Raw genomic sequence first — 14011 nt, 5'->3', positions numbered from 1 at the left:
GTCTCAGAGAATACAATGCTGATATAACCATTGATGAAGTCATAAACATGTATCATTAATTCTAAAGTTTACTATAAATCCAGTCTATCCCACCTCTTACAGGAGCAGGGTTATTTAGGTTTCCATATTTACTTTATATGTGTGAATGTTTTTCCGCTGTAGGAGCGAGCTGTGCTCGCGATATTGCGCGAAACCTTAAACATCTGTGAACGAAAACCAAGATCGGAACCGAAAACTAAATAGTCCGTTACAGGAGTGAGGTTGGTTTGTTATTTGGCTTTGAAATGGGATATAATTTAATATAGAGTTTGCGTACGTAGGTTGGGTTGAGCGGATGTGAGAAATTAAAGGTGTATGATGCGAGAACCTTCGGATTTTCAAGATCTCCGAATACTCCGAAGCCCCAGCGAAACCCAACGCTTATCGGATATCGGATTTTACACGACAATCTACCGAAAAAATGCCAATTCTCTTCGTATTGATAAGCCCTTGCTCTTTCCCGTTCAATCCGGATCTCGAAAAACACGCCGCAAAACTATTTACTGCATTTATTGAGGCTGTCTCCAAACAATAACCTCAATTTATAAAAAAATACCCCAAAGGAGACTTTCTTATATGCGCCCTATTATCGGAATTATATTTAGCGAAAATATTGAGGACGACCCTTCTAATAACTATATCAAGGCGATTACAGAGTTCGGCGGTATACCTCGCACGCTGTACCCCGCCATATCCGAAGACGCTTACGCTGATATTGATGGTCTTTTGCTAACAGGGGGTGACACAGGGGGTAGCGATATTCATCCAGACAATTTTGATGCCGAGTGGCACCCAACGCTAAAATATGTCAACGAAGATCGAGATGCCTTTGAAATATCGCTCTGTCAAGAAGCAATCGCCGCGGACATGCCCGTTTTTGGTATCTGTCGCGGTATCCAAATTATGAGCGTCGCAATGGGTGGGAGTCTCTACCAAGATATACCCTCGGAGTTCCCAAAAGAGGTGTCATGTCAATCACAGGTAAACGATGTGGATTCTCGGCACACAATTGAGATTGTCGCGGGCAGTCGGCTCAACCGAATCACGGAGAAGCGCACAGACGAAGTCAACTCCGCCCATCATCAAGCGGTGAAAGACAAGGGGAAAGGTTTTGAGGTAACAGCACGGACAGAAGAAGGGATTATCGAGGCGATGGAGAATACATCAAAACGGTTTGTGCTGGGTGTGCAATACCATCCAGAGCGGATGCTCGAAACCGCTGATTTTCAGAAGCACCGACGTAAACTCTTTGAGGCGTTTATTGAAGCGGCCTCCGAGTAGCTAAAAATTGGCGACTAAGGAGACGCGGTGGGTTAATCCGAGTACGCCGAACGGGATAAGCGCATAGTCGATTTGGAAACGGAGGAATGTCAACCCGAATCCGCCTGTGAGTCCAGATATCGCGCCTAAATCGTTACCGCCGATCTTATATTTATAGCCGGTGCGGAGGTGTAAGACATTGCCGATTGTGTAGCCTGCTCCGACCCCGATAGCAATATCGTTGTCGGACGGACGAATGATGTCTGTCGTGAGAAGGAGTGCGTCGTTCCAGAGTCTGTAAGCCACGCCGAGCCTGAAGGTAAAAGGTAACCCGAACGCTTCCTCTATGAACTTCACGCGGGGTCCGGCGTGCTGTGCGTTGAACCCCAACGAGATCGGTATCTCAGGAAAGTTGTAGAGTCCGCCGAGATCGAAAGCGATACCTGTCCCGCTTTCATCAGCGATCTGCTCGCGCAGGAATTTCGCGTTCGCCCCGAAAGCGACTGAACTGCCGAAGCCGCGGGCATACGAGAGAATCAGTGCCAGATCATAAGGACGGAAAATCGTCGTTTCATTGCCATCCCGATCGCGTCCCTGCAATTCCCCGAAGGACAAGAAACTCGAACTTACACCGAGCGTGCCGACACCCTTAAGTGGAAGCGCGAATCCGACGAATTCGTGGTTAATATCGGCGAACCATTCGTTATGCATGAGTGCGAGTTGCGGCTGTTGAAGCCTTGCGAGACCCGCGGGGTTCCAGTAGGATGCGTATAGGTCATCGGTCGCCGCGACTTGGGATTCTCCCATGCTCATCGCCTCTGCGCCGACCCCAATTTTGAGGAAGGTCATGGCGCGGGTACCGGCATTTTCATGAATGTCCGTATTAGCCGCTGTCGCGGGCATGCATGCGAGACTGAACGCTATGATGAAGATGTATGTAAAGCATCGGTTCATAAATTGTTTCCGTTTAATCATCGTCGGTGTCTTCGGGAAAATATTCTTGCTCCAGTCCATTCACGGTTGGCTTGAACACTCTCATAATGCGATAGAGATAAATGGGGTTGAGAATTTCACACATCCCATCAGCCCCTTCTTTGATGACTCCATGAGTAGCGAGTTCGCTGATGATGTCATCATCCAGATTGAAGTCCACACCTTCATCCCGCGCCATAATTCGCATCAAAACACTTTCAAAACGCGGGTCTTTGCGAATATTGGTTGTTAAATGCTCAATGTTGGTATTCCGTCCGCGGAGGAGTTGAGTATGTGCAGTCGTAAAGTGCCCCATCGTAATCGTTTCGTTTTTTGGAATATTAAACTCCTCCGTGAGCATCTGTGCGAATCAGGTAAGAGAGCCGCTCGTAAAAAGTAGCAGGCGCGATGTTGCGAACGACCTGAAAGTCCAACTGAATCGGGAAATAGGTCGAATCTTGTGTTACAAGTGTTTCAAGTCCCCAGTAAAAAAAGGTTGTCTTGCCGGTTTGGCGCGGCGCGAAGAGGACGATGTACATGTCATCTTTGACACGATTGATGAAATCCGCAGTTTCTGCAGCGCGCGGCAGAATATAATGTTCTGCAGGATTTACAGGCCCCTGTGTTCCGAAACGTCTCATGTTCTTTTTCCCATTGATAAGGTTCAAATTAGAGTATATCACATCGTCCGGTGGAAGTCAAGAATCGGTTGTCTGAATCATAGGATCGTTCAGTTTTTTGTAGGAGGGATCTCCGAATCCCGACTTCCCTCTGTAAGTACGAGTGTTTTCGCTTAGAGTTTTTGATGGGGTTTTGCTTGGGTGTTTCCTCAATTTCCCCCACCTACAAGGACGGCAACCCTTCAACAATGTCCACCGTCTCTAAACTGACGGTGATGACCTGACCGATCAACTTGACGATATACTGCAGATCGTCGGCACGGTTCGGATCGTTGACGATACCGCTCCGTTTATCCGTTTTCACACGATACTGATCCACGACCCACTCCAGTGCGGAACGGGTGCCGAGTCGGTAATCATGTGCCTTCGGTGGAATCCCCGATAGCGTTAAGAATTCGTTATAGATAAGCGAGGTTTTGTCTTTGGAGAATTTCATCTTCTCCACGCGCCAATCGAGGTGTGCATCCGGGTTCTGGATGAAGTTTAATGGGTGTTCGGGTTGGGATTCGTAGGTGACGTGGATATCTGCGAGTCGCGTGCCAGCCGTCGCAAATCCCCATAAGTCTTTCGCAAACGGGATATGCGGCAGATCACGTTTGAGGTTCGCCTCGTATTTCTCGCGATAATCGGGATGATGGAGGAGGCCGTAGGTGTAATGGAAGATGTCCCACTTGGTGATAGTGTTGTCTTCGTAGTGGGTTCGGAAATTCTCCAATGCCCAATCGGTGATGTTTTCGCGGCGGTTCGCGCCGTCCTCGTCATAGATGTAAAAGGGAAAGCATTGGGCACCACAACCTGGACCTACAACATGAAGATCAATAAGTTGACAACCCATAAGAACCATGAAAGGCTTTTCATATCCTTTATCTGTCAGGCAAATTACTCGATTTTTTCTCCCAGTCTCTGTTGTAGGGAAAATAGATGGAAAAGCGAGCACCCTATCGTTCATTATCCTATCAAAGTAAAGGTGCGATTTCACAAACGGACGATAGACGGACTGCCGGATTTTTGCTCCTGAAAATTCCGTGATTTTCCCACCCCGCAACTTCTGCTTTAAGGTTGAACTCCACTTGATTTTCGCGTCATCAGTCTCCAGAAAATCATCAAGGTCAGCATCGCGACCTATGTGTTGCCCCCAGCGAGCCACTTCCGCATTGTAAATTTCAATCATCCCACTCATGTTTTCAGCAAGAACATCACGGTTGCAATTGTTAACCCATGCATCACGATTCGTTTTCACACCGTTACTATAGGTTTTGAAAATCACACCTATCGCTTCACCCTTTATTGCCTTCGCTTCTTTAGTTCCCATCGGGATAAAAGTGTCAAACTCGGCGTGGAGTCCTTTGGTGAGCCATGTATGCCGAGGATCCGGTTGAATGGATTGCCACAGAATAACACCAATATGTTGACTTTCATTCAGAAAATCGAATTTTTGTTCCCTATTCCACAGGTCATCCGTGCGAAAGTAAAAGAGTCGTGCTGATTCTGATGAATTCTCTTTTTTCTTCACAAACAGGTTGATACTCACACCCACCCGAATTCCGAACACATTTGCATCGGAAACCTTCAACCCTTTTCTGGCATTTCCACCTAAGTCCAGCACATAAATTGCGTCGCAATCGGCGGCGAGATGTTTCCGCATCCCATCAAACGCCAAGCCTTCAATAAAACTGTTGTTTGTTATAAATGCAACAACGCCTTCCTCGCCAATTCGATCCAACGACCATCGAATTGCCTTGACATACGGATCGTAAAGTTGACTCCTGAGTGTCGCTTTGGAATCTTTGGCATACGTATCCGCAATCGACTTATCCATCGTCTCATACTCACGATTTTTGTTGTTATCGTTCTCGTTGAGTTGCCCTACGTTATAGGGCGGATTGCCGATAACGACGAACACCTCGGATTCTTTCTGTTTCTCGACACGTGCGGTGTTGTCGGGCGTGAACAGCTGCAGCTGCTCTCTCTCCTCTGCCAATTCAAACGTATCCACGAGGCATAGACCTTCGTAGGGGATATAGCGGTTTGTCGCCGTGTAGAACTCGTGCTCAATATTCAGATTCGCGATGTAGTAGGGCAGGAGCATCACCTCGTTGCACTGGAGTTCCGGCGGATCGGCGGTGTATTTACGCTCCAACGCGATAGGATCAAGTTCCTGCATGATGCGGACGATGAAGTTGCCGGTCCCGACGAATGGGTCGATGATGTTAACACCCGTATCGGAGAGGGAACGGTTAAACTCGGTCCTGAGGATATTCTCGACACTTTTCACCATGAAATCGACAATCGGTTGCGGTGTGTAGACGATACCGTGCGTGTCTGCGACTTTGACGGAGAAACCTTGAAAGAACTGCTCGTAGACGGTGTTGAGGAATCCCTGTTTTTGTGAGAAGTCCGTAATCGTGCTGGCGGTCTGCTCAATTGCGGTGTAGAAGGGTTCCAACAGCCTCAGAAATTCCGAGCGATTCAGTGTCCGCTCGGTCAGCACATCAATGACGGTTTCGATTTCACGGGCGATAATATTGCGTCGCGTAAAGTCGGGATTATCGAAGACGGTGCGGAAGATACGCTCGGTCAACAGGTGCTGGATGAGCATCTCCTCCACCGCAGCGACAGAGAGATTCGGATTAATCGAGGCTTGACACTGTTTGTGGAAACGGGTAAAGGCATCTTGAAAGTGCGGGTTGTTCTGGCGTTCCGTTTCAATGAGTGTTGCTAACTCTTCACCGAGTTGAGGCACCGTGTCTCTGAATTTGGCGACGGCGGTGTGCCATGCGGCGATGTTCTCTTCCTGATAGGCGAAAAAGCCCTGAAGCACGCGGACGAGGTTTTTCGGGTCGGTGATGTCCAAATCCAATTGCAACTCCCCGTGCTGGTAGAGAAGCGCGTGCGTCGGGGATTGGATCACGATATTTTTTGATGGGTAGCCTGCCGCAAACTTCTTAGACGCTTCGACGTGGAGATCGTCCTGTGTGTCCTTTGCTTCCCAGGAGCCGTAGGGCAATTTGAAGGTATCAACAACTTCACCGTCGGGTCGGATGTGTCTATTTGCCCCCCCTTATCAGAGGGGAGCGCACGCGTCTTTTCACAGAGGAGTGTGAGCTTGGATTGGTGGCAGTAGTGTTGGAGTAGTCCTTGGAAAGCGGCGCGGACGGTGCCTTCGTTCTGTTCACCGAGCTGTTCGTATTCTCTGAGTTCGGCGTAGTAGGTTTTGATGGGTTTGTGAGTGGGTTTGATGTTGAGGTTTGACATGAGGGCATTTGCAACTTAATTCGCTATATTTAGGATAAGGGTTATACCACTGATAAGGATGTAACCCAACGTGCTGACGAGACCCCAATTCACCTGAAACTTCTCTTGCACCTCTAAAACATCGCCCGGATAGAGTAAAATCTGTTGCGTCGTGCCATCAGCAGGAGTGGACGTGAAAGGCACCGTTAGAGTCGTGCCGTCCCGACGGTGGATGAGTCCCTCTTCACGGTTCGCTGATGCTTCAAATCCGCCACTGAGCGCGACTGCCTGCGAAAGATTCAGCGGTCCGCGAACCCGTTGTGTACCCGGCGTGCGAACGTAGCCTGTTACGTAGATTGGCTCAACTTTGAAGACATTCGGAACGAACAGAACATCGCCGTTTGATAGGGACGAAGAAGCGTCACCGTTCGGAGTCGATCTCCAAAACTGTTCGGAGAGGTTGAATTCGGACAGATTCCCGTTCTTCTTAACTTTTACAAGGGTGGTTAGGTCTGCCTCTTGGGTGGGACCGCCTGCGCGAGCGAGTGCCTCTTTAATGCTAATCTCTCCCCGAATAAAAAGTTTGCCGGGGGTCTGTACCTGTCCTTGCACTTCAACGACACTCAGAGGCATAACGAACACGAGATCGTTGATATTGACGCGGATATCACGGTAAGGGTGAATCGGTGAGAGATCGTAGACTTCGACCTTTTCTGGTGTGTCGGTCCGGATTAATTGCACGACTTGGTGATCGGCGTTCTCCGCCATACCACCCGCGAGTGTGATGGCACGGTATAAACCGATGTCGGTTTCTGGGGAAATTGGATAGCGTCCCGGAAGTGTGACCGCACCACCGACGAAAACGCCGTTCTCTTGTAGCACCGGTGAGACCATGACGACGGGGTTTCTGACAAGACTCTCTGAGACGAGAAACTCCCGAATCTGTTGGTTAACCGTCTCGACTGTCTCTCCAGCAACGTCAAGATCACCACCGAAGTAACTAATTCTGCCGTCTTCACGGACCTGTGCGGAGTGTGTATACTCAGGTTGTCCGATGACCGCAATCAGGACGGTGTCGCCTTTTTTGATACGGTAGACATCGCTGAAGAGGGTGGTCGTTGCAATGAGAAACAGTAAGATCGTGTGCGCTTGCAGGCATCGGAACGTCCAAGCGGATACACGCAAGCGTCGGAAAAAGTAGATCATAGCATTTTTCTGAGAAGATATGCCTTTATTGGCTATCAGTTGTCAATCAAGAAGGTTCTATAATCCTGAAAATCCTTGAATCCTGAAAATCCTGATTCAGACAATTATAGTAAAACCCGAAAATATGTTGACATTTTAGGGAACAATAGTTCCCTCTTCTTCGCTGGCGGGGTTTGTAACCCGCTTTCTGATGTATAGTTAATTGTAGGTCTCACTATAATGTATGTTAATCTGAGGGTTCACTATCGACAACGAAGGAAAGCTGCTCCTCTGTTGAATTAAACCGTTTGAAAGTGCCAAACCTTCGGTGAGGTCGACTCCGCCAATGCTCTTTGACATAACTCCCGTTACGCCGACGATGCCCTCTTACATGAACCTTATCAGCCATACGGCTGTGAGATTTGTGAGACTTTGCTTCTTTAAAGAGGTAGAGTTGATCGGCTTTCATGACAACCTGTCCGCGGATTTTAACGGTCCTGTAGTGAATCGAAATAGACTTTAAGGCACTCTCGTGCTTCTGGAAGTAGATTCGCTGGCACGAGAACATCGCCCCATTCGGATTGCCAGATATTGCCCTTCACGCCACCATAATTAGGGGCTTCATGACAGCGTAGGCGAGCAGGGATACCGTCCTCCTCCAAGACACCTTGGAGGATATTACCCGCTAATTCATTGGGGACGGATTCAAGCGTGTACCAGTCCCCATATTCCGTAACCTCGGTCTGTATGGGTTGAGACACGAGCAGGACTTGACAATCTGAACACATCGAGACTTCTATCTTATATTCAGCATTACATTGTGGACAGAATGGCATCGTTTTTCCTCCCGTATGGATGAGGTGAGGGTGAAACCTGACCCGTGAAAGCGTATAGGGGTTTGTAAAGCGTGGTGCCTTGCCACGGTGCTGTTTTTTGTAGAGGGTTGGGAACGGGAATACGTTATTTAACTTAATTCTTCTATGATAACATACGCGCAAAAATTTGTCAAGGAGAAAATTATGCCTGAAACTGCCAGAGACGGAGTGCGGTTTTTCCCAACACCCACTCTCGGTCTTCAGGTGTGAAGAAATCCATCTCATCACGGACGACCGACAAGGTCTCTGAATAACTGGCTCGACTGAGGCAGACGGGCCAATCGGTTCCCCACATCAGCCGCGAACCTCCGAATGCCTGATATACCTGCTTAACCTGTTCAAAGGTATCCGACCACGGGTATCCCGTTTGCGATATCGACCACGTATGGCTTATTTTGACGTAGACACGGGGAAAGCGTGCGAGGTTCAGTAATAATTCCAGTTTTTCAGGTGCGTCCGGCGAGCAACTTGCCATGTGATCTATGACAACATCAAGCTCCGGGTGCTGTTCCAAGAGTGGCACGAGATCCACCAATCGCTCGGCTCCTGTGAGCATCAGCATCGGGACACCGAGGGATTCCGCACGACGGAAGATCGGTGGCATCAACGGTCCCGCAAACCAGTCACCTGCCTCACCGACGGAAGGACTGAGCCGCACACCGTGGAAACCGTCCTCCTCTGTCCAACGACTGAGGTGATCGGGCGCGTCCGGATCTTCGGGGTTGATTCGGCAGACACCCATGAATTTATCAGGATACCTTTTCATCGCGTCGGCGGCATAACTGTTATCCCAACGGTAATGGATAACTTGAACGAGAACGGTTTTCTCTACACCGTTCGCCGCCATCAAATCGAGTAGCATCTCTGCTGTTGCATCTTCCTCCGGTGGACTTGTTGTCTCTGGTGCCCATGGGAACTGCGGATCGTTTTTCCAAACGTGAACATGTGGATCGATGATTCTCATATTATTTATTGCTCCTTTGGTTTCATCAAGAACCCGGACGCGCCTAAGGGTAGACAGTAAAGTAGAATTAGAATGTGCAAACTAAATCCAGTGACAGTGGCAGACTCTATAGATGTGCCGAAATGGTTTAGCAACCAGACGAACGGGAATTCCGTTGTCCCAAAGTTACCGACCGTTTGAATGGGCAACAGGTTAAAGACGTTGGTAAATGCGAGCGCGAACAGTACCTCGGTCATCGGAATGTCAACACCCATCTCTGTAACGAGGTAGCATTGAAATCCGAAACGGATTAAGAGACACAAGACAGAATATATCCAGACCTCCAGGAACCGTCGATGTGATCGGAACGTCGTTAATTCCCGAAGCACTGCCAAAATTTTATTGACTGTCCACGAAACGGCTCGCTTTTCAAGTGCCAATAGGGGACCCGCACACATTTCTGTGAATCTCATACAGGCTTGCGGCGCAGCGTAGACGAAAATAACCACGGCAACCAAGCCTCCTCCCATCAGCAGCGGGATGAGATAGAGCACCGTGCCAGAGAACGTGTCTCGAAGCGCATCGCGCAGGAGCCACGCCGTAGCGACCACCAAACCCATCAGTAGTGCCAAATCAATCAGGCTTGCTACCAGCAGCGAAGCGACTCCCTGCGTTGCATCCACCTGTTGACGGCGTTGCATCAGGTAGACATAGGACACATCGCCTGTCCGCATCGGGAGGATATTGCCCCAAAAGGTGTGCATCGCCAAGATTGGAAAGACCTGATGGACACCACTCTCAAGGTTCAGGAGTGCTCGGAAGCGGTGGGCTTTCGCGAAGACTAACAAGCAGTAGCATCCAAACCCGATAGCGAGTGCCTTGATTGACAATCGGCTCAGGGTTCGTGGTATCTCTTGAATGTCTATCTCTTTTAAGAGGAAGTAAGCTAAAACGGCTGCTAAGATCGTCGGTAAGCCGATTTTGGTGACCCGTTGAATTTGCTTTTTATCCAAAGGCGCGCTCGCTGTATGTATTATGGATATTTTCTATTTCAGAGATGCGTATCATAGTATATGCGAAGATTTTAATTGTCAAGAAGAAATGGCAATCGGCTGTCGTCTGTCAGTTGTAGGGGCAGGTCTTGTGCCTGCCCGTGTAGGAATCGCATTTACAGGAAAAAAGATTTGCTTTTTAGATGGATGTATCTTACAATACAAACTATCTTAATCTTCACAGAAAAGCGGTACGTATTTCACCTCATGGAAAACCCTCAAAACCCTTCTAAAGCGTCTTCTCAGAAACAGTTTTATTTTCTGACGTTATCCCACACTGTCCTTGACTCCTACGCCACCCTCTTATCGCATCTGCAACCGCTCCTACTGACAAAGTTAGCCACCTCAGCCGCAACACGGAACAGTTTAGCAGGCAATTTCATCTCGATTTACAGCGTCTTCAGTTCACTCGGACAGATACTCTTCGGATGGTTATCAGATCGGGTCCGGTCGGTGCATTTCCTGACGTTTGGTGTCGGTTTCACCGCAATCGGTTTAAGCCTTTTATGGGTTGCCCCTTCGCCGCGCGTCGTCTATCTGTTATTAGCGATAGGCGGACTCGGCATCGCCGCCTTCCATCCACAAGCGACAACTTATGCGGGCGCACTCGCTGCAGAAGGTAGAGGTATGGGTACCTCCATTTTCCTAACGGGCGGTAACATCGGTCGGGCACTCGGTCCATTGGTGCTGATGTTCATTCCATATCGTTTCGGCTTGGAATACTTGGTGTGGGAAATGATACCTGGTGTGCTTTTAGCGGTGTTGGTGCCGAAAGTGCTACAATTCCAGAAGTCGCTGGATCTCACCGCGACGCCGCGTGGAAGGTTAGACGAGGCACCGAGACCGCAAGAACCCTTTTGGACTGTTGCCCGTCCACATCTCCTACCGCTCACTGTGCTATTTATTATTGCGGCACTCCGAACCGTCACGGCAGTCGGCTTAGAAAATTTCCTATCTATCTATCTCGATGACCAAAATTATACCGACCAGATGCGTTCGCTTGTGATTGCCCTTTTCATCTTCGCAGGTTCCATGGGTATCATGTCGAGTGGTTGGCTCATCACTCGTGTAAACACCTATGTGCTGTTGTTGGTTTCACTCCTTGGGTCGCCACCACTGCTTTATGCCTCACTGCACGTTGAGGGTCCAAGTTTCCTTGTACTTCTCTTTTTGGGGAACGTCGTGCTCTCAAGTTCAATTACCGTTAACATCATCTTAGCACAGATGATCCTGCGCGGGCATGAGAACATTGCGTCGAGTTTTATGATGGGGGCAGCGTGGGGTGTCGGAGGAATACTGAATAAATTCGTCGGTGTTTTGGGAGATCAATACGGTCTGCCTATCGTACTTGATGGGTTAGTGATGATTCCAGTGGTCTTGGCACCGCTCCTGATCTTGCTGCGCGATCAACCAAACTTGTCAAGACCGAACATTTAGTTTCAACGTCCGTTCTTCCTCCGTAAGAAAAAATTAAAAGTGCCACAACAGGCTCAGGAAGTGCGTGCTGATTAGGTCGCCAAGGAGGAGCGCGTAATCGAGTCGAAATTGGCGGACCCGGATGCCGACACCACTTGTAATGCGGTCGTCTCGGTAACCGACACGGAGTGCCAACGGTTCGCTGATGCGATATTCTATGCCGATATGCGATTGTCCGCCGTAACGCTGTTGCCATTGATAGGAAACAATCATCTCCCGGTTGAAAAGGTGATTGTTCGTATAGGCGACTCCAATATTCCAATTCGCTGGAATCGATTCTTTCGGGGCAGACACGGTGTTCCACGTTAAAGTCGTTTTCGAGATGTCCTGAAGATTGAACCCAAAGGCGAGACTGCCGAAGTCCTCTACATTAAAAAGGGCATTGAAATCGGGCAAACGAACAAGGAATCCCGCATCAAAACCGTATCCCCAACTTCCATAGTTATAAGCATCAAGCTCACCGCCATCCAAATTCTGCGTAATCAATTTCGTGTTCACACCACACATAAACTCCGGGGGCAGTGAATCCCTTCCGAAATTATCCCACCACGACTGACTCACGACCCAACGCGTCGCAAGCGTCAAAATATAGGCGTTTTCGCTGTCATTTAGGTAACCTGCTGGAATGAAATCAGATTCTCTGGGTCGGTTTTTCGCAAGGTTGCGTCGTGCCTCTGGCGTAATGTTGGGATCGAACGCCGGAATAAGTGGATAGATAGGAATATCGTCTACCCCTGCGCGAAGCCACGACAATCCGAGATTGAGTTTCGATAGGACTTGTGTGGTACCACTGATATAGTTGAATGCGCCCAACCCGGAACGCCGTGCGGCGTGCATGAGACAGAGTTGATAATTATCGCGGATCCCCGCGATGCCGGCTGGGTTCCAATAGGTAGCGGTTACATCGTCAGCAATGCTCACGTAAGCACCCCCCAGTCCGAGGGCTCTGCCGCCAACACCATTCGTCAAAAAATCTCCAGTGTAGTTTTCAGCGGCGACAGGTAAAATAGCGATTCCTATCCATCCGATTAAGACCACTACAAAACAGAGAATATCTGTCCTATTAGGCTTTTGTTGTCGCAATTTAATCAATGGCTTCTTTTTTCCTTAGAGCTATTATGCCTCGTGAACGGTAATGTAATGTGAACGGCATACGGAGTATGCCAACTACTTTTAAGTGCCACGTCATGGACGCATCGAACCCCGCATCGCTACTCAATGGGATCTACGGGACGTTTATCACCGCTCACCCTGTTCAAATCGAACGCATTCCAATAATACTGATATTCCGTGGAACTCCAGTCCTTGTAAATTTCGTCCCATGCCAACCGATTGAAATGCGGTAAAAGCGACCCTTCAGTGACAGGTTTGGAACTTCCCTGATAACGATAATCTACTGAGAGACGTATCCGATCTGGGGTCTGATTCGGCATCGCCTTGTGAACGGCGTGGCTGTGAAAGAAGAGGGCATCGCCAATCTCGTAATCACCGCCGACCCAGTAAAAACCGTTCGCTTCTAAAGGGGCTGTATCAATACCGAGACCACCTGCGCCGAATGCCGGCTTGACGGGATAAATACCCCCTCGATGCGAACCAGACAGAACTGACAATCCCCCCAACTTTTCTGGACAGGGTCCAAGCGGTATCCATCCGGTATAGGTTTCCTCTGTTCCCCGGATATGGATGAAATCTTGATGTGCAGGCGTTGTGTATTTTGTGTTCTCCGGGAACATAATTCTTCCAATATTCCGCGGATGCACGAGGGTCTTTTCGCCGAAGAGTTTGTCGCACACGTCCAAGATCGCCGGATGGTGCGCAAACGCGTGGAAGGATTCCAAGGATTGGAACTCGTCCAAGACGGGCCAATAGCCATCATCGCCTTCCATGAAGGGACCGCCGATGCGAATACCGTCCATCAGGGACTCACCCCCCTGTGCCCATCCGTGTTGATGGCAGATCTCCAAAAAATCTCGACGCAATGCGTAGATAGAATCGGTATCAATCAAGCCACGAAAAAAGAGATAACCGTCCTGCTGTGCGCGTTTTCGGAGTTTTTCGGGTTGATCTATGAGTTCATTTGAAACAAAAAAGGGTTCGATTCTTGTCATAACTTGCTCCTTGCTTGCGAACGCCGTGGTGTTTTAATATCCGACATGTTAAAGATATTATACCAAGAAAAAGAGGAGGTGTCAATTGCGTTGTCAGCTTTCGGTTTTCGGTTGCCCACGTTCACAGAACTCACGATTCACCATTTTCACATTTTTCGTTGCAGATCGCGTCGATTTTCTTCATAAA

At 48.9% G+C, this 14011-nt stretch carries 12 protein-coding genes and 1 pseudogene; 2 read left to right on the top strand and 11 right to left on the bottom strand.

The genetic code is table 11. The features are described 5' to 3' along the window. Positions 1-615: 615 nt before the first annotated feature. The gene (locus J4G07_17360; protein ID MCE2415755.1) at positions 616-1320 is read left to right on the top strand and encodes a gamma-glutamyl-gamma-aminobutyrate hydrolase family protein; all 705 of its coding nucleotides are present in this window, start codon (positions 616-618) and stop codon (positions 1318-1320) included. On the opposite strand, the gene J4G07_17355 is transcribed toward J4G07_17360, so the two are convergent. From J4G07_17355 to J4G07_17315, 9 genes and pseudogenes are all read right to left on the bottom strand, one after another. Beyond that, the gene (locus J4G07_17355; protein ID MCE2415754.1) at positions 1321-2253 is read right to left on the bottom strand and encodes a PorV/PorQ family protein; all 933 of its coding nucleotides are present in this window, start codon (positions 2251-2253) and stop codon (positions 1321-1323) included. Between the two features lie 13 nt (positions 2254-2266). Continuing rightward, on the bottom strand, positions 2267-2632 hold the full coding sequence (locus J4G07_17350; GenBank protein MCE2415753.1) for a hypothetical protein: 366 nt from the start codon (positions 2630-2632) through the stop codon (positions 2267-2269). Beyond that, a complete protein-coding gene (locus J4G07_17345) occupies positions 2613-2912 on the bottom strand; it encodes a hypothetical protein (protein MCE2415752.1) in 300 nt (99 codons plus the stop codon). The genes J4G07_17350 and J4G07_17345 overlap by 20 nt, the downstream gene beginning before the upstream one ends. Positions 2913-3114: 202 nt before the next feature. Beyond that, positions 3115-6206, bottom strand: a pseudogene (locus tag J4G07_17340) (N-6 DNA methylase). 15 nt (positions 6207-6221) lie between these two features. Next, entirely contained in the window at positions 6222-7391 is a 1170-nt protein-coding gene (locus J4G07_17335; GenBank protein MCE2415751.1) for an SLBB domain-containing protein, read from the bottom strand. Between the two features lie 226 nt (positions 7392-7617). Continuing rightward, entirely contained in the window at positions 7618-7839 is a 222-nt protein-coding gene (locus J4G07_17330; protein ID MCE2415750.1) for a hypothetical protein, read from the bottom strand. 19 nt (positions 7840-7858) lie between these two features. Continuing rightward, entirely contained in the window at positions 7859-8206 is a 348-nt protein-coding gene (locus J4G07_17325) for a hypothetical protein (GenBank protein ID MCE2415749.1), read from the bottom strand. A gap of 181 nt (positions 8207-8387) precedes the next feature. Further along, positions 8388-9209, bottom strand: coding sequence for an amidohydrolase (locus J4G07_17320; GenBank protein MCE2415748.1), 822 nt, complete (start codon positions 9207-9209; stop codon positions 8388-8390). A 5-nt stretch (positions 9210-9214) separates the two neighbouring features. Continuing rightward, a complete protein-coding gene (locus tag J4G07_17315; GenBank protein MCE2415747.1) occupies positions 9215-10201 on the bottom strand; it encodes a flippase-like domain-containing protein in 987 nt (328 codons plus the stop codon). 246 nt (positions 10202-10447) lie between these two features. Here J4G07_17315 and J4G07_17310 point away from each other — a divergent pair, with 246 nt between their 5' ends. Continuing rightward, positions 10448-11677: an MFS transporter gene (locus J4G07_17310; GenBank protein ID MCE2415746.1), complete on the top strand. Its 1230-nt coding sequence runs from the start codon at positions 10448-10450 to the stop codon at positions 11675-11677. A gap of 33 nt (positions 11678-11710) precedes the next feature. Here the strand turns inward: J4G07_17310 and J4G07_17305 are convergent, their stop codons facing one another. Both J4G07_17305 and J4G07_17300 read right to left on the bottom strand, forming a co-directional pair. Further along, positions 11711-12808: a hypothetical protein gene (locus J4G07_17305; GenBank protein ID MCE2415745.1), complete on the bottom strand. Its 1098-nt coding sequence runs from the start codon at positions 12806-12808 to the stop codon at positions 11711-11713. A 119-nt stretch (positions 12809-12927) separates the two neighbouring features. Then, positions 12928-13824, bottom strand: coding sequence for a phytanoyl-CoA dioxygenase family protein (locus J4G07_17300; GenBank protein ID MCE2415744.1), 897 nt, complete (start codon positions 13822-13824; stop codon positions 12928-12930). Positions 13825-14011 lie beyond the last annotated feature (187 nt).

This window comes from Candidatus Poribacteria bacterium (assembly GCA_021295715.1).
Classification (GTDB): domain Bacteria; phylum Poribacteria; class WGA-4E; order WGA-4E; family WGA-3G; genus WGA-3G.
The sequence above is the reverse complement of the archived record's forward strand: the minus strand, read 5'-3'. Positions and strand labels throughout refer to the sequence as shown.